The sequence below is a fragment of the Nonomuraea phyllanthi genome (genome assembly GCF_006334985.2).
In the GTDB taxonomy this organism is placed as follows: domain Bacteria; phylum Actinomycetota; class Actinomycetes; order Streptosporangiales; family Streptosporangiaceae; genus Nonomuraea; species Nonomuraea phyllanthi.
The window spans coordinates 170,630-186,128 of the sequence record NZ_VDLX02000015.1; the positions used below are offsets into that span (position 1 = coordinate 170,630).

Annotated in this window: 15 protein-coding genes; 7 read left to right on the forward strand and 8 right to left on the reverse strand. The window is 72.0% G+C overall.

Annotation, left to right across the window (positions count from 1 at the left end; genetic code table 11):
• Positions 1-14 precede the first annotated feature (14 nt).
• On the reverse strand, positions 15-1,394 hold the full coding sequence (locus tag FH608_RS34560; protein ID WP_139634571.1) for a tannase/feruloyl esterase family alpha/beta hydrolase: 1,380 nt from the start codon (positions 1,392-1,394) through the stop codon (positions 15-17).
• Between the two features lie 314 nt (positions 1,395-1,708).
• On the opposite strand from FH608_RS34560, the gene FH608_RS34565 reads away from it, so the two are divergent.
• From FH608_RS34565 to FH608_RS34585, 5 genes are read left to right on the forward strand one after another with little or no spacing between them, the layout of a single operon-like run.
• Complete coding sequence (locus tag FH608_RS34565) at positions 1,709-2,500, forward strand: ABC transporter ATP-binding protein (RefSeq protein ID WP_139634572.1); 792 nt, start codon at positions 1,709-1,711, stop codon at positions 2,498-2,500.
• On the forward strand, positions 2,487-3,206 hold the full coding sequence (locus tag FH608_RS34570) for an ABC transporter ATP-binding protein (protein WP_139634573.1): 720 nt from the start codon (positions 2,487-2,489) through the stop codon (positions 3,204-3,206). Before FH608_RS34565 ends, FH608_RS34570 begins: the two co-directional genes overlap by 14 nt.
• 36 nt (positions 3,207-3,242) lie before the next feature.
• Positions 3,243-4,481, forward strand: a complete 1,239-nt coding sequence (locus FH608_RS34575) for an ABC transporter substrate-binding protein (protein WP_139634574.1) — start codon at positions 3,243-3,245, stop codon at positions 4,479-4,481.
• Positions 4,482-4,490: 9 nt separating this feature from the next.
• Positions 4,491-5,354: a branched-chain amino acid ABC transporter permease gene (locus tag FH608_RS34580; RefSeq protein ID WP_139634575.1), complete on the forward strand. Its 864-nt coding sequence runs from the start codon at positions 4,491-4,493 to the stop codon at positions 5,352-5,354.
• A gap of 2 nt (positions 5,355-5,356) precedes the next feature.
• Complete coding sequence (locus tag FH608_RS34585; RefSeq protein WP_139634680.1) at positions 5,357-6,415, forward strand: branched-chain amino acid ABC transporter permease; 1,059 nt, start codon at positions 5,357-5,359, stop codon at positions 6,413-6,415.
• Here the strand turns inward: FH608_RS34585 and FH608_RS34590 are convergent.
• Together FH608_RS34590 and FH608_RS34595 are read right to left on the reverse strand one after the other, a co-directional pair.
• Positions 6,297-8,264 carry a helix-turn-helix domain-containing protein gene (locus FH608_RS34590; protein ID WP_139634576.1) on the reverse strand — a complete coding sequence of 656 codons (1,968 nt, stop codon included), beginning with the start codon at positions 8,262-8,264 and terminating at the stop codon, positions 6,297-6,299. The two genes, FH608_RS34585 and FH608_RS34590, sit on opposite strands and share 119 nt — an antisense overlap.
• A 253-nt stretch (positions 8,265-8,517) precedes the next feature.
• Entirely contained in the window at positions 8,518-9,162 is a 645-nt protein-coding gene (locus FH608_RS34595; protein WP_226900157.1) for a TetR/AcrR family transcriptional regulator, read from the reverse strand.
• Positions 9,163-9,493: 331 nt separating this feature from the next.
• On the opposite strand from FH608_RS34595, the gene FH608_RS34600 reads away from it, so the two are divergent.
• Positions 9,494-9,934 (forward strand): hypothetical protein, encoded by a 441-nt coding sequence (locus FH608_RS34600; protein ID WP_139634577.1) that lies wholly within the window; start codon positions 9,494-9,496, stop codon positions 9,932-9,934.
• A gap of 9 nt (positions 9,935-9,943) precedes the next feature.
• Here FH608_RS34600 and FH608_RS34605 read toward each other — a convergent pair whose 3' ends face one another.
• Positions 9,944-10,891, reverse strand: a complete 948-nt coding sequence (locus FH608_RS34605) for a helix-turn-helix domain-containing protein (RefSeq protein ID WP_139634578.1) — start codon at positions 10,889-10,891, stop codon at positions 9,944-9,946.
• A 105-nt stretch (positions 10,892-10,996) separates the two neighbouring features.
• Between FH608_RS34605 and FH608_RS34610 the strand changes: the two genes are divergently transcribed.
• A complete protein-coding gene (locus FH608_RS34610) occupies positions 10,997-12,034 on the forward strand; it encodes a saccharopine dehydrogenase family protein (protein ID WP_139634579.1) in 1,038 nt (345 codons plus the stop codon).
• A 70-nt stretch (positions 12,035-12,104) separates the two neighbouring features.
• On the opposite strand, the gene FH608_RS34615 is transcribed toward FH608_RS34610, so the two are convergent.
• The 4 genes from FH608_RS34615 to FH608_RS34630 form a co-directional block, all read right to left on the reverse strand.
• A complete protein-coding gene (locus FH608_RS34615; protein WP_193318799.1) occupies positions 12,105-12,704 on the reverse strand; it encodes a TetR/AcrR family transcriptional regulator in 600 nt (199 codons plus the stop codon).
• Between the two features lie 169 nt (positions 12,705-12,873).
• Positions 12,874-13,374: a DUF1269 domain-containing protein gene (locus FH608_RS34620; RefSeq protein WP_139634581.1), complete on the reverse strand. Its 501-nt coding sequence runs from the start codon at positions 13,372-13,374 to the stop codon at positions 12,874-12,876.
• Between the two features lie 23 nt (positions 13,375-13,397).
• Positions 13,398-15,209: an alkyl/aryl-sulfatase gene (locus tag FH608_RS34625; RefSeq protein ID WP_139634582.1), complete on the reverse strand. Its 1,812-nt coding sequence runs from the start codon at positions 15,207-15,209 to the stop codon at positions 13,398-13,400.
• 82 nt (positions 15,210-15,291) lie between these two features.
• Positions 15,292-15,474, reverse strand: coding sequence for a hypothetical protein (locus FH608_RS34630; protein WP_139634583.1), 183 nt, complete (start codon positions 15,472-15,474; stop codon positions 15,292-15,294).
• Positions 15,475-15,499: the final 25 nt, after the last annotated feature.

The following is a 15,499-nucleotide window of genomic DNA, read 5'->3' on the forward strand; positions in this document are numbered from 1 at the left end:
CGGAGGCGCTCCGGTCAGCTGATGGCGCAGGTGTTGGCCACGTCGCCGGAGGTCTGCCGGGGAACGGTGGCGCTGGGCGGCGGGGACTCCTGGCCGCCGCCCCGGGCCGTCCAGCGTTCGAGGGCCTCGAACGCCGTTCGCATGCAGGGGAGCAGGGGCCGCATCCGGTCCGGGAACATGTCGTACTCGATGTCGAGGTGGGAGGCGCCCTCGATCCGGTAGTAGCGGTGCCGCCAGGCCATCCCCTCCGAGCGCACCAACGAGGCGTACGCGTCACCGTGGACCTTGATCGGCAGCAGGGCGTCCAGCGTTCCCTGCACCGTGATCAGCGGCTTGCCGATGTGGCCGGTCAGCGATGCCCGCCGCACCGCCCGGTGCACGCTCCTCGGGCGCGCGTAGTAGTCGTAATCGGCATCGCAGGCCGGCGTGCCGCTCTGGCAGAACGGGATGCCCGCCTCCAGGTCGCCGTCGTAGTCCGGGTCGACCTCCTCGCGGTACCTGCGCTGCGTGCCGTCCCAGATGGCGCGGTAGTTGAAGTCCCAGAGGAACTCCGAGCCCGGGGCGAAGCCGGCCCGCAGCATCGCGTCGTGCGCCTCGGGGTCGCCGGTCGCCGCGTACTTGGGATAGTTGCGCAGCGCCACCGGCAGGTAGACCAGCGCGTTCGGCCCGTCGTCGGGCGGCCAGAGCGTGCCTTCGGCGTCGATGCCGCCGTCGTACAGCTCGGGGTGGTTCTCCAGCGCCCACCGCACGAGCTGGCCGCCGTTGGAGATGCCCGCCGCGTACGTCCTGCGGAGCGGCCTGCCGTAGTGGCGGGCGACGGTCGCCCTGGCGGCGACGGTGATCTGGGTCATCCGCTGGTACCACTCGAGGATGGCGTCGCCGGGCCGCCTGCCGTCCTTGTAGAACTCCAGGCCGCCGTTGCCCTTGTCGGTCGAGGCGTAGGCGTAGCCCTTGGCCAGCACCCAGTCGGAGATCGTGAAGTCGTTGGCGTACTGGCGGCGGTTCCCCGGCGCCCCCGCGACCACCAGCCCGCCGTTCCACCTCTCCGGCAGCCGGATCACGAACTGGGCGTCGTGGTTCCAGCCGTGGGTGGGGTTGGAGGTGGAGGTGTCGTGGAAGTAGCCGTCGATCTGGATCCCCGGCACCCCGCTCGGGTTGCGGGTGCTCGCCGAGTGCAGCCCGGCCCAGTCGGCGGCGTCGGTGTGTCCCGAGGCGACCGTACCGGCGGTGGTCAGATCGTCCAGGCAGGCGGTGACCTGGTGTTCCGCTCCCGGGACGTGCACCCTGCCCAGGTGCGAGCAGCGGGCGTCCGCCCGCGCGGGCACCAGGGGGATCGTCAGGAGCGAGGCCAGCAGGGCCGAGAAGAGGGCGGATCGTCGAAGAAGAAGGGGCATGTGCGACTCCCATGCGGTGACTCGTCGGTCAGGCCCGTGGTGGACGCCATGCTGATCGACGGCGACGGGCACGGCGACGTATGCGATCACCACTGTTCGCCGGGGTCCTGTGGTCAGGGCATCCACCGCTCCCGGCCCGACGGTGACCGCGGCGCCAGGCGGGTGCCCGTCCCCCGGCGGATCCCGGAATCGGTGTGCGCGGCCGTATACCGGACGCCGCCTGAATGTGTGCTTACCTCACCTGGTCCGCCGTCCGGGCCGCCACCTAGCGTTCACGGTGACCCAGGTCACCTGATGGCGCGTGAGGAGGGTGCATGGGAGGAGGTCCCACGGGAGGCCGGCCCGGCTCCGGACCGGTCCTGCGGGCTCGGGGGCTGGTCAGGGAGTTCCGCGGCTTCCGGGCCGTGGACGGCGTCGACCTCGACGTGGCCGAGGGCAGCGTGCACGCCCTGGTGGGGCCCAACGGCGCCGGCAAGACCACCCTGTTCAACCTGCTCACCGGCTTCCTCAAGCCGACTGCGGGCAGCGTGCTGCTGGAGGGTCGAAGGGAGTTGGCCGGGCGCAGCCCCGAGGCGATCAGCCGGCTGGGAGTGGCGCGCTCGTTCCAGATCACCAGCCTGTTCGCCGAGCTGACCCCGCACCAGCACGTGGAGCTGGCGCTGGCCGGCCCCACCGGGCTGGGCTGGCGGTTCTGGCGCTCCGACCGGGCGCTGGCCCGCTTCGCCGGGAGGGCCGCGGAACTGCTCGCCCAGGTCGGGCTGGCCGGCCACGGTGACGTCCCGGCGGGCTCGCTGTCGTACGGGCGCAAGCGGGCGCTGGAGCTGGCGCTCGCCCTGGCCCTGGACCCCAAGGTGCTGCTGCTCGACGAGCCGACCGCCGGGATGGGCGTGGAGGACGTGGACCGCACCATCGAGCTCGTCCGCGGGATCCGCGCCGGCCGCACCGTGGTCATGGTCGAGCACAACATGAACGTGGTCGCCAGCCTCGCCGACCGGGTGACCGTGCTGCAGCACGGCAAGGTGCTGATCGAGGGCCCGTACGCCGAGATCCGCCACGACCCCCGCGTCATCACCGCCTACCTCGGGGACTCCGATGCTGCGCGTTGACGGGCTGTCCGCCTGGTACGGCGAGGCGCAGGCGCTGCGCGAGGTGTCGATGCGGGTCGACGAGGGCGAGATCGTCACGCTGGTCGGCCGCAACGGCGCGGGCAAGACCACGCTGCTGCGCTGCCTGATGGGCCTGCACGGCGCGTACGGCAGGACGGCGGGCACGATCTCGCTGTTCGACGAGGACATCACCGGGCTCGCCCCGCACGCGAGGGCTCGCGGCGGTCTCGGTTACGTCCCGGACGACCGCGGCATCTACGCCACCCTGTCGGTGGAGGAGAACCTCACGCTCGCACCCGTACGGAAGGCCGGAGGGGCGGCCGGCCCGGAGCCGTGGTCGCTGGAGCGGGTGTACGAGACGTTCCCGCACCTGAAGGAGCGGCGCCGCTCTCCCGGGACGACGCTGTCGGGCGGCGAGCAGCAGATGCTCGTGCTCGCCCGGGTGCTGCGGACGGGCGCCCGGCTGCTGCTGTGCGACGAGCCCACCGAGGGCCTGTCGCCGCTGTTCGTCCAGCGGATCGGCGAGATCCTCCGCGAGGTGCGGGCGGCCGGGACGACCGTGCTGCTGGTCGAGCAGAACGTGCACTTCGCCGCCACCGTCGCCGACCGTCACTATCTGCTCGCCGAGGGGCGGATCGTCGAGTCGCTGGACCGCGACCAGGTACGCGAACGCGAGCACCAACTACTCGAATACCTCGGAATCTGAACGGCCGGAAGCCCGCGGAACAGAGGAGATGCCGGAATGAGAATCACGGGCTGGAGCGGCGGGCTGGCCGTCGCCGGGCTGCTGCTGGCGGGGTGCGGGGGCGGGCCGGGCGGCGGCGGGAAGATCAGCGACGGCGGGGTGGTTCTGGCCGTGCTGAACGACCAGTCGGGCATCTACGCCGACACGTCGGGCCGCCTCACGATCGAGGCGGTCAGGATGGCGGTGGAGGACTACCGGGCCAGGTACGGCGACAAGGCCGTGGCCCAGAAGATCGATGTGGTGGCCGCCGACCACCAGAACAAGCCCGAGATCGCCAACTCCAAGGCGCAGGAGCTCTACGACCGCGAGCACGCCGACGTGATCCTGGACGTGCCCACCTCGTCGGCCGCGCTCGCCGTCGCCACGGTGGCCAGGAACAAGAAGAAGGTGTTCATCGACGTCGGTGCCGCCAGCACCGAGCTGGAGGGCAAGTCGTGCAACAAGTACACCTTCCACTACGGCTACAACAGCTACATGCTGGCCCACGGCACCGGCTCCGAGGTGACCAAGGACGGCGGCACGAGCTGGTACATCGTCTACCCGGACTACGCGTTCGGGCAGGACATGGAGAGGACCTTCAGCGCGGCGATCAAGGCGGCCGGCGGGGCCGTGGTCGAGTCGGACCCGACGCCGTTCCCCAACGACAACTTCTCCACGTTCCTGCTCAAGGCGCCCGGTCTCGATCCCAAGCCGCAGGTGCTCGGCACCATGCACGCCGGGGGTGACCTCGTCAACCTGGTGAAGCAGTACAACGAGTACAAGCTGCGCGACAAGGGCGTCCAGCTCGCGCTCGGGCTGCTGGCCCTCAGCGACATCCACTCGCTCGGACCGGACGCCCTGGCCGGGACCCGCTACACCACCATGTGGACCTGGAGCATGGACGACCAGACCCGGGCCTGGGCCGACAAGTTCCAGGCCAGGAACGGCAAGCGCCCCACCTCCAACATGGCCGCCAACTACTCGGCCGCCCTGCAGTACCTGGAGGCCGTGCAGCGCGCCGGTACCGACAACTCCGACAAGGTGGTCGAGCAGCTGGAGGGCCACACGTTCGAGGACATGTTCGTCCGCAACGGCACCATCCGCGCCCAAGACCACCTGCTGCTGCACGACGCGTACCTCTCGCAGGTCAAGCCGTCCAGCGAGGTCAAGGAGCCGTGGGACTACGAGAAGGTCATCAGGACCATCCCGGCCGCTGAGGCGTTCCAGCCGCAGCCCGACCCGGCGTGCAAGCTGTAGGCGGCCGGCGTGCTCCAGCAGGCGTTCAACGGGCTGGTGGGCGGGTCGTTCTACGCCCTGCTCGCCCTCGGCCTGGCCGTCATCTTCGGGATGCTCGGCGTGGTCAACCTCGCCCACGGCGCGTTCTACATGCTCGGCGCCTTCGGGGCGTTCATCGCGCTCGACGCGTTCGGCCTGAACTTCTGGGTGTCGCTGGCCCTGGTCCCGCTGCTGCTGGGCGTGGCCGGGGCGGTCCTGGAACGGCTGTTCGTCCGGCGGCTGGCGCCGCTCGACCCGCTCTACAACTTCCTGTTCACCTTCGGGCTGGCGCTGATCCTCCAGGACCTGGTCAGGCGGGAGTACGGGGTGAACTCCCAGCCCTACCCCCGGCCGCGGGAGCTGGCCGGCACGGTCGACCTGGGGCTGTTCACCTACCCGGCCTACCAGGTGTTCGTGCTGGCGGTGTCGGCCGTCATGTGCGCCGTGGTGTGGGTGGTCCTCACCCGTACCAGGGTGGGGGTGATCGTCCGGGCCGCGACCGAGCGGCCCGAGCTGACCCGGGCGCTCGGCATCGACGTCGGCCGCTGGGTGACCCCGGTCTTCGGGTTCGGGGTCGCGCTGGCCGCGTTCGCCGGGGTCCTGGCGGCGCCGATGCGCGCGGTCAACCCGCTGATGGGCGCCGACCTGATCATCACCGTCTTCGCCGTGGTGGTGATCGGAGGGCTGGGCTCGGTGTTCGGCTCGGTCGCCGCCGGGTTCGCCATCGGGCTGGTGTCGGCGCTGGGCAATCTGTACGTGCCCGCGCTCTCCCAGATCCTGGTGTTCATCCTGATGGCCGCCGTGCTGCTGTGGCGCCCCGCCGGGCTGTTCGGGCGTGAGGAGGCGTTCCGGTGATCATGTCCAGGCTGGCCCGCTCGGGCCGGGGCGGGATCGCGCTCCTCGTGATCGGGCTCCTCGCCGCCCTCGTGCTGCCGTGGCTGATCTACCCGCCGGTGGCGCTGGACATCGCCTGCTGGGCGCTGTTCGCCGCGGCGCTGGACCTGCTGCTGGGCTTCACGGGCCTGCTGTCGTTCGGGCACGCCGCGTTCTGGGGCGGGTCGGCGTACTGCACCGGCCTGATCGCGCTGCACGGCGGGATGCCCTTCCCGGTCGCGATCCTCGGCGGCGCGGCGTTCGCGGCGCTGCTGGCCCTGCCGATCGGCTTCCTGTCGGTCCGGCTGACCGGCATCTACTTCGCCATGGTCACCCTGGCCTTCGCCCAGATGATCTATTTCGTGGCCAACCAGTGGCGGGACGTCACGGGCGGGGAGAACGGCCTGCAGGGCATCCCCCGCGAGCTGTTCGGCCTCGACCTGTACGACCCGTTCTTCTTCTACTACGCGGGGCTGCCGTTCGTGCTGGCCGGGCTGCTCGCCGCCTGGCGGATCGTCCGCTCGCCGTTCGGCCGGGTCCTGGTGTCCATCCGCGACAACCCGGCCCGCGCGCGTGCCCTCGGCTACCCCGTCGACCGCTACCGGCTGCTGGCCTTCGTCCTGTCCGCCGCGCTCTCCGGAACGGCCGGCGGCGTCTTCGCCATCGGCCACGGCTTCGCCTCGCTCGACGGGCTCTACTGGACCACCTCCGGCCAGGTCGTGATGATGGTCATCCTCGGCGGCATCGGCACGCTGTGGGGCGGGGCCATCGGCGCCGGCGTGGTCGTCCAGCTCCAGGACTTCCTCGCGACCGCCGGGTTCGAGGGCATCGGGATCGTCACGGGCTCGATCTTCATCGTGATCGTGCTGCTGTTCCGCCGCGGCATCTGGGGAACGGCCCGCCACCTGGCCAGGCGCCGGGGGCTCAGCCCCGCAGGCGGTTCAGGCGGAGGGCCAGCTGGATCTCCAGGGCTCGCTCGGGCTCCTGCCAGCCCTCGCCCAGCAGGCGGTCCACCCGGTGCAACCGCTGGTGAACGGTGTTGATGTGGACGTGCAGGCGCTCGGCGGTCCTGGACAGGCCGCACCGCGTGCCGAAGTACGTCTCCAGCGTCCTGACCAGGGAGGTGCCGCGGCGGGTGTCGTAGTCGAGCACCGGCCCCAGCGTCGTCTCCAGGAAGCCGCGGGCGTCGCGGTGGGCGCCGATCAGCAGGCCGACGAATCCGAGCTCCCGGGAGTCGGCGCCGTCGTCCAGCCGGTCGAGGGCCAGCAGCGCGTCGCCGCAGCTCCGCGCCTCCCGGTGCGCGGCGGGGACCCCGGTGAGACCGCGGACCGGCCCGGCCCCGCCGACGGTCACGGGCGCCGCCAGCGCCGCGCCCAGTTCCTTGGCGACCCGCCGCGCGGTCTCGCCGGGCGCGTCCCCCGGCAGCAGCAGGACGACCTCCTCGCCGCGGGCCGTCGCCAGCCCGCGCATCGCCGCCGCGTGCGAGGCCGCCCAGAACGCGGCACGCCCGCGATGCCTGGACGAGGCGCAGCGGGCCGACAGCACGACGTGCGGCGCGTCCGCGTCCAGACCCACCCGGCGGATCCGCGGTTCGAGCGCCCCTGACCCGTCCACCCGCCCGTCCACCCGCCCGTCCACCCGCCCGTCCAGCAGGTCGTCGAGCAGCTCGCCCCGTACCCGCGCCTCCGCCTCGGCCGCGCTGCACCGCAGCAGCATCAGCAGCGCGGTGACCAGCGCGGCGCGTTCCAGGATGCGCCGGTCGGCGTCGCCGAGCTCCGCCGCCGTGCGCAGCACCAGCGTGCCGAGCACCTCGCCAGGCGTCGAGACCGGGGTGATCCACAGGTCGCCGTGGCGTACGGCGCCGCCCCGGGTGTGGAGGGAGCCGGCGGCGGCCGTCACGGCGGCGGCCCCGTCCTCCGCGAGCGGCACCGGGTCGCCGGACGTGACCAGGCACCGGCCGTCCGCGTCCAGGACGTGCAGCGTTCCGCCGAGCACCTCGGTGACCACCCCGGCCACGTCACCGGCGCCCCCGCCCCGGACGGCCACGGCCGTCATGCGGTCGTGCGCCTGGGCGGCCCGCTCGATCGCCGCGCTGCGCGCCCGGGCCCTCCCGCCGGCGGCGTTCAGCTCCTCCAGCGCCGTACGGGTGTCCGCCAGCAGCCGCGCGCTCTCGACGGCCAGGGCCGCGTGCGCCGCCAGCGAGCCCAGCAGCACCGCCTTCTCCGGGGCGAACGGGCGCTCGCTGCGGTTGGCCGCGTACAGCACGCCGATCACCCGGCTGCCCACCCGCATCGGCACGCCCAGCATCGCCACCAGCGCCTCCTCGGCCACCGCGTCGTCGATGAAGGCGCGGTGCCGGAACTGCGGGTCAGCCAGGTAGTGGTCACTGCTGTACGGCATCGCCGTCTGAGCCACCAGCCCGCCCAGCCCGTCGCCCAGCGGGATCCGCAGCCGCCGGAAGGCCGCCGAGATCGATCCGTCGGTCATCCGCATGCGGGTCTCGCCGCTCTCGTCGTCGTTCAGCGTCACGTAGGCGATGTCGGCGTTCAGCAGCCGCCGGGCGCGGCGCACGACCACCTCCAGGATCGCGTCGAGGTCGTTGAGCCCGGCCAGGTCGCCGGCCATGTCGAACAGCGCGGTCAGCTCGGCCTCGCGGCGGGCCTGCCGGCGCATGGCCGCGCGCACGCGCAGCGCCGCCAGCTTCGCCGCCTCCAGCTCCGCCAGCGCCCCGGGCGGCGCGCCCGCGGCACGGGCCGACACCACGGGCTCCTCGAACTCGACGGGCGTGGCGTCGCGGGCCAGCAGCTCCAGGAAGATCCGGCACGATACGGGGGATGGTGCCCCGGTCAGCGGTGCGTCGGTCCATGTGCGGTCGGCCAGGGGCCGGCCCATCGTCGCACCTGGTGTCCGTGCCGCGGGCACGGCGTGGTCACGCATGCGAGCGGCCTCCGCTTGGGGCGGTGCTTGCGGCAGATCGGGAGATCACGAGGTCGGGTCCTGCATCAGGGCGTGCATGGAGCCTCCAGTGCGCGACGGGCAGGGGATCTGATCAGCGGCCCGCGGGTTACTAAGCGCATAGTCAGGCTGCGGGCGCCCGCTTGTCAACCGGTGAAATCCTGCGCACGGCGCGACCGCGAGCCCAGGACTACCCGCCGGCCGTGCCCCGGGACGGGGTGACCAGCTTCAGCGCGAGCTCGGCGTAGAACTCGCCGAGCTGCTCCGGCGAGTCGGAGCCGTCGAGGCGGTACCAGCGGACCAGATCGATGCTCAGCGACAGCATCGCGCGCGTCACCCGCTTGACGTCCACCCGCGCAAAAGACCCGTCGGCGACCCCGCGCGCGACCGCGCCCCTGAAGAACCCGTTGGTCTGGTGGCGCAGCTCCACGATCTCGCCGTAGTGCTCGGCGGTGAGGCCGTTCAGCTCCATCTGGCAGACCCGCGCGGTCACGTGGTGGCGGGCGTGCCACCTGGTGTACGCCGAGACGATGGCGCGCAGCCGGTCCGCCGAGTTCTCCAGCGCCAGGATGCCCGGGTCGCGGACGTACGTCAGGACCTGCTCGTGCCCGGCCCTGATGATCTCGAACAGGACGAGTTCCTTCGAGGGGAAGTGGACGTAGAGGGCGGCCGGGCTGAGCCCGACGCACTCGGCGATGTCGCGCGTGGTCGTCGCGTGGAACCCGTTCGCCGCGAAGCAGCGCACCGCCGAGGACAGCAGGCGGCGCTGCATGTCCCCGAGGTCCGCTCTCCACAGGTCGGGGGAGTGGTCCCGCAGCCGGGGATCGTCCGCCAAGTCCTGTGCGGTGAATCGCGCCTGACGTCTGGCCATCCGCGACCCTCGCCCCCTTCGAGTCCGAGTGCATGCTATCGATGCCGCCGCCCGAGGTGCCGTGCCACGACGAGCCGTCCTGCACGAATTCTAGAGGTGACTATGCGCTTAGTCATGTGCCGAGCCCGAAGTGCCGTATGTGTACTACTGCACGTTCGGCGTCCTGTGTGTCGTTGTACGCAGAGCGGCACGGTGATCCCCGCCTACCGTTCTCGTCGTCCGGCCAACGAGTCCGGGCAACGGGGTGACCCGGCGTCCTCGCTCCCCGAGGGCGCCCACGTAAACGGAGGAAATTGTGCGTACCATTGCCAAGCTGATCGTCGGCACCGTCCTGTCGGGTGCCGTGGCCACGGGGATCGCCGCCGCGCCGGCCGCGTCGGCGTCCGCCGCGACGGCGAGCGCCGCCACCACCGTCTCTGCCTCCCAGTCCACCTTCGTGGGCTGGAAGCGTTTCGAGCGCGGCGACGGTCGCTTCGAGTACCGGTGGGGCCGGAGCAACGGCCGCTACTGGCTCGACTTCCGCATGTGGGACCGTGACCGCCACGACCACAGCTACAGCTTCTTCGACGTCTACTACAAGCGTGACGGCCGCTGGTACCACTACAAGCGCTTCACCTCGAAGGACTTCTTCAGCACCAGGATCGTCTTCGGCAAGCACGTCGACGACTTCCGCATCCGCGGCGGCTACGGCCACGGCGGGCACTACGGCTGGGGCGGCTACCACACCTACCGCTGACCCCTCGCGTCAGGCGCGGAAGGTCCGGCGGTAGGCGTCCGGCGGCACGCCGATCGTGCGGTGGAAGTGGCGGCGCAGGGTCGTCGCCGTGCCCATCCCCGCCGCCGAGGCGATGGCGTCGACGCTGTCGTCCGTGGTCTCCAGCAGTTCCTGCGCGTGGCGGATGCGCTGCGTCAGCAGCCACTGCAGCGGTGTGGTGCCGGTGGCCGAGCGGAAGTGGCGGGCCAGGTGGCGGGAGCTCATGTTCGCCTGGCGGGCCAGGTCCTCGACCGTGAGTGGCTGGTCCAGCCGCCGCATCACCCAGGTGAGCAGCTCGCCCAGGGGGTGGTCGTCCTGGGCGGGCACCGGCGTGGCGACGAACTGGGCCTGGCCGCCGGCCCGGTGGGGCGGCACGACGAGGAGGCGGGCGACCACGTTGGCGATCGCCGAGCCGTGGTCGCGTCGGACCAGGTGCAGGCACAGGTCCATCGCCGCGGCCTTGCCCGCCGACGTGAGCACGCTGCCGTTGTCGACGTAGAGCACGTCGGGGTCGACCTCCACCCGGGGGTGGCGCGCGGCCAGTTCCCGGGTGTGGGCCCAGTGCGTGGTCGCGCGCAGGCCGTCCAGCAGGCCGGCGGCGGCGAGCACGAACGCTCCCGTGCACAGGGACACCACCCGCGCGCCTGCCTCGTGGGCCGCGCGCACCGCCGCGACCAGGTCGGCCGGCGGGTCCTCGTCCACGTCCGCCAGGGCAGGGACGATCACGGTGCCGGCGCGCGCCAGCCAGTCGAGCCCGCGGTCCGGCTCCAGCAGGAACCGGCCGACCCGCACGGCGCCCGTGCCGCACACCTTGAGGTCGTACCAGGGGCCCGGCACGGCGGCCGGGGCGGAGCCGAAGACCTCGCAGGCCAGGCCCAGCTCGAAGTGGAGCATCCCGTCGGTGGCGGCGAGCGCGACGGAGCGCGGGAAAGAGGTCATGTCGGGAATTGTACGGATCGTGTCGTTCCGGACGCTGGCACCGGGGAGGCACGGAGGTCAGGATTTAGCCGCTGAGTCACTTCATAAGAGCACGTGGGAGCGGGCATGGGATCGGGTCGGGTTGTGGCGGTGTACGGCGCCTACGGGCACACCGGGCGGTTCGTGGTCGCGGAGTTGCGCGAGCGCGGACACGTCCCGCTGCTCGCCGGCCGCGACCACGACAAGCTGCTGGCCGAGGCCGGGCCCGGGCTGGAGGCGCGGCCGGCGTCGGTCGACGACCCGGCCTCGCTCGACCGCGCGCTGGACGGCGCCGCCGCCGTGATCAACTGCGCCGGGCCCTTCGCCACGACCGCCGCCCCGCTGGTCGAGGCGGCGCTGCGGGCCGGCATCCCGTACGTCGACGTGGCGGCCGAGATCGAGGCGAACGCCGACACGTTCGCGCACTTCACCGACCGCGCCCGCACCGCGGGCACCCTGGTGGTCCCGGCGATGGCCTTCTACGGCGGCCTCGGCGACCTGCTGGTCACCGCCGCGATGGGCGACTGGGAGGCGGCGGACGAGGCGCACGTCGCGTACGGGCTGAGCAGCTGGCATCCCACCGCCGGCACCCTCGCCGCGGGCGCGGTCTCGGGGCAGCGGCGGGGCGGGCGGCGGGTCCGCTACACCGGCGGACGGCTGGAGTACCACGATGACGCGCTGCCGACCCTGGAGTGGCCCTTCCCGGACCCGCTCGGCCCGCAGAGCGTCATCGGGGAGTTCACCATGGCCGACGTCGTCACCGTGCCCAGCCACCTGGACATCCCGGAGGTGCGCACGTACATGACCGCCAGGGCGGCCGCGGACCTGTTCGCGCCCGACCCGACGGCGCCGACCGCCGTGGACGAGCGCGGCCGCTCCGCGCAGACCTTCGTCGTGGACGTCCGCGTCCGATCCGGCGGCACGGAACGCCGCGCGGCCGCCGCCGGCCAGGACATCTACGCCATCAGCGCGCCCCTCGCGGTGGAGGCCGTCGAGCGCGTCCTCACCGGCCGGACCAGGACCACCGGCGTCGCCTCCGCGGGCGCGGTCTTCGACGCCCCGGACTTCCTCCGCGCCCTGTCCCCGCACCTCTCGCTGCACGTCCCGCTCGACGCCCAGGGCTGACGGGCGGCCGACTCGGAGGCGGCGGATCCGGAGGGGTGCGTGCGGACGGTCGGTGAGCGCGCGGCCCGTGTCAGCCGCCCGGCCCGAACATCCGGTCCACGAGCAGGTTCAGGTGCGTGCGGAACTGCCGCAGCGCCTCGGGGTCGCGCGGCCCCGTGATCTCGCCGCCCGGTGTGAGGATGCCGCCCACGACGAAACCGCGGATGCACCAGATCAGCGTCCACAGCGCATCGCCGAGGTCGACGTTGGGGGCGACGAGGTCCTGGAGCTCGTCCACGACCCGGTCGAGGATCGGCTTGAGGTAGCGGATCTCCACCTCGGTGACGTCGGCCGCGTCCGAGAGCCATCGGTGCATCCACAGCTCCGGCACTTCGGGATGCTCCATGCAGAAGCTCAGATGGTGCTCCACGAGCAGGCGGACGCCTGCCTGGTCACGCGTGAACCGGGCGAATCCCTCGTCCTGGCTCGCCTTGAGCAGCAGATAGGCCCGCTCCATCACCTGGAGGTAGATGTCGCGCTTGTCGCCCAGGAGGTCGGTGACGGTGCCGACGTCCAGCCCGGCCGCGTCGGCGATCATGTGGAGCGGCGTCGCGTCGTAGCCGAGCGACGAGAACAGCCGGGTGGCCGTCTCGACGATGCCTTCCCGCATCTCCGTCCTGGAGCGACGCATACGACTGCTTCCTGCCATGGCCATCACGTTCGTTTCGGCGTGAACTCCTCGGCGTGCCCCGTGCCCCGTGCCCCGTGCCCCGTGTGCCGGGGACCGGCGGCGGCCTCACCGGGGCGCCGTGCCCCTGGGCCACACTGCCGGTCCCGCGTGACGACGGTTTCCCGCACCGCTAGGCGCGTGTCCTGGTCGCGGCTTCGACGGTGGCGCGCAGCTGCTCCTCCTGCTCGTGGCTGAGCGAGGTCTGCATGATGTGGCCGCCGTACTGCGCGATCTCCGGCACGACCTTGTCCGGGGTGCTCCGGACCACCAGCAGGAACAGGGCGGCGGTGCCAGGTTCGAGGTCGGCGGCGAGGTCGCGCATGAACTTGTCGTCCACGCCGACGTCGGTGAGCGCGCCGCCCGCCGCTCCGGCCGCGGCGCCGAGCGCCATGCCGAGGAGCGGCATGAAGAACAGCAGGCCGATGAGGCCGCCCCAGAGGGCGCCGCCGGTCGCGCCCACGCCCGCCAGGCTGGTGGCCTGGTGGAGCTTGATCTTGCCGTCCTGCCTGCGTTCGACGACCGCGGCGTCCTCCAGCATGATGAGGTTCTGCTTCTGCATCTGCCCCAGCCGGTCGCGTACGGACATGGCGGTCTGGAGGTCGGGGTACGAGATGGCGATCAGGTGACTCATGAGTGATCTTCCTGTGAGTGTGGTCAGGGTGTGACGATGGCGAAGTCCGGCTCGGGCTTCTCCAGTACGGCGGTCAGCCGTCGCAGGACGGTCAGGTCGCCGTCGTGATCGATGCCGTCGGCGCCGTCCCCACCGTCACCGCTGAACAGGTCGAGCAGGCGCTGCCTGCTCAGCCGCAGCGTCAGGTCCGCTCCGTCGCCGGAGGGTGTCCTCTGGTGGATGAGGGCGCCGTTGGACATCGTCGTACGGTGGCGCTCGTCCAGGTCGGTGATGTGCCAGTCGATCGCGAAGCGCTCGTTCCAGGCCTCCGGCCCGCTCACCCGGATGGCGAGGGAGCCGAAGACCTGCTCGACGGTGAGTGCCTGGAGCATGTCCGGCGACGTCGTCGTGGTCGTGCCCGCCGAGGGCGGTCCGGCCAGTTCGGCGGCGCCGGTGAGGTAGAAGTTGCGCCAGGTGGCGTTCTCGGCGCCGTGGCCCATCCGCGTGTAGACCTGGGCCAGGAGCCGGCGCGCGGCGGAGTCCTTCTCGTCGGCGAACACCGCGTGGTTGAGCAGGGTCGCGGCGAAGCGCAGGTCGCCCTCCCGGACGTAGCGTTCGGCCAGCGCGACCACGGAGGAGGTGCCGCCGAGGCACTCGACGTAGCGGCGGGCCTGCTCGACGGGCGGGTGTTCCCACAGATGGGCGGGGTTGCCGTCGAACCAGCCCAGATAGCGCTGGTAGATCGCTTTCACGTTGTGGCTGACGGAGCCGTAGTAGCCGTGGGTGTGCCAGGCCTGCTCCAGGGCGGGCGGCAGCTGCATGGTCTCGGCGATCTCGGCGCCGGTCAGTCCCCGGTTCAGCAGGCGTACGGTCTGGTCGTGCAGGTAGGCGTACAGGTCGCGCTGCTGCGACAGGAACGTGACGATGTCGTTCCTGCCCCAGGTGGGCCAGTGGTGGGAGGCGAAGGCGACGTCGGCCTGGTCGGCGAAGAGCGTGATGGCCTCGTCCAGGTAGCGGGCCCAGACCCGGGTGTCGCGGACCAGGGCGCCGCGCAGGGTGAGCACGTTGTGCAGGTTGTGGGTGGCGTTCTCGGCCATGCACAGGGCACGGCGATCGGGGAACAGGAAGTTCATCTCCGCCGGCGCCTCGGTGCCCGGGGTGAGCTGGAAGACGATGCGTACGCCGTCGACCGTCTCCTCCTGCCCGGTACGCGTGATGTCGAGGGTGGGCGGGATGAGGGAGACGGTGCCGGACGAGGTGCCCATGCCGAGCCCGCAGCCGAGCTGGCCCTCGGGGGAGCGGGGCAGGAGCTGCCCGTACATGTACAGGGCCCGGCGGTTCATGGCGGTGCCGGCGTGGACGTTCTCGGAGACGGTGTGCTCCATGAAGTGGGCGGGGGCCATGACGGGGATGCCGGCGCCGTCGGTGACGCCGCGGGCGCCGCCGAAGTGGTCGACGTGGGAGTGGGTGTAGATCAGGCCGGTGACCGGCCGGTCGCCCCGGTGGTCGCGGTAGAGCCGCAGCGCTGCGGCGGCGCACTCGGTGGAGATGAGCGGGTCGATGACGATGACGCCGCGTTCGCCCTCCACGAGGGTCATGTTGGACAGGTCGAGGCCGCGCACCTGGTAGATGCCCTCGGTCACCTCGTACAGGCCCTGCTTGGCGCAGAGCTGAGCCTGGCGCCACAGGCTGGGATGCGCGCTCGGCGGGCAGTCGCCGTTCAGGAAGTCGTAGGCGTCGCCGTCCCAGACCACCGTGCCGTCGGCTGCCTCGACGATCGCGGGGGTCAGCGCGGCGACGAAGCCACGCTCGGCGCGGTCGAAGTCCGCCCGATCCTGAAAGGGAAGGTCTGCCATGGGACGGTAGTGCCCCCGGCGGGCTCCGAAGAAGGCAAGGAGCACCCCAAGAGTGGGGCACGTTGGGCGACCGGGCGCGCGGTCAGATGGCCGACGCCTCCCACTCCCGGCACGGGACGAGCGGGTGGTGGCGGTAGATGGTGCCGAGGCTCTGCTCGCCCGCCCCGAGGTAGACCTCCTGGCCCGCCGGGCCGCATGCGCAGTGCGGGGATTCCTCGTGCCCCACGCTGTCGTCAACGGGGCGTATATGGACGATCATGCGCATCGGCGGTTCTCCAGGGGGAGGGAAG

Coding starts and splice junctions, on each gene's coding strand:
- FH608_RS34575 (WP_139634574.1), top strand. CDS start 3,243: ATGAGAATCACGGGCTGGAGCGGCGGGCTGGCCGTCGCCGGGCTGCTG.
- FH608_RS34590 (WP_139634576.1), bottom strand. CDS start 8,264: ATGGGCCGGCCCCTGGCCGACCGCACATGGACCGACGCACCGCTGACC.
- FH608_RS34630 (WP_139634583.1), bottom strand. CDS start 15,474: ATGCGCATGATCGTCCATATACGCCCCGTTGACGACAGCGTGGGGCAC.
- FH608_RS34570 (WP_139634573.1), top strand. CDS start 2,487: ATGCTGCGCGTTGACGGGCTGTCCGCCTGGTACGGCGAGGCGCAGGCG.
- FH608_RS34605 (WP_139634578.1), bottom strand. CDS start 10,891: ATGACCTCTTTCCCGCGCTCCGTCGCGCTCGCCGCCACCGACGGGATG.
- FH608_RS34560 (WP_139634571.1), bottom strand. CDS start 1,394: ATGCCCCTTCTTCTTCGACGATCCGCCCTCTTCTCGGCCCTGCTGGCC.
- FH608_RS34620 (WP_139634581.1), bottom strand. CDS start 13,374: ATGAGTCACCTGATCGCCATCTCGTACCCCGACCTCCAGACCGCCATG.
- FH608_RS34610 (WP_139634579.1), top strand. CDS start 10,997: ATGGGATCGGGTCGGGTTGTGGCGGTGTACGGCGCCTACGGGCACACC.
- FH608_RS34585 (WP_139634680.1), top strand. CDS start 5,357: ATGTCCAGGCTGGCCCGCTCGGGCCGGGGCGGGATCGCGCTCCTCGTG.
- FH608_RS34625 (WP_139634582.1), bottom strand. CDS start 15,209: ATGGCAGACCTTCCCTTTCAGGATCGGGCGGACTTCGACCGCGCCGAG.
- FH608_RS34615 (WP_193318799.1), bottom strand. CDS start 12,704: ATGCGTCGCTCCAGGACGGAGATGCGGGAAGGCATCGTCGAGACGGCC.
- FH608_RS34565 (WP_139634572.1), top strand. CDS start 1,709: ATGGGAGGAGGTCCCACGGGAGGCCGGCCCGGCTCCGGACCGGTCCTG.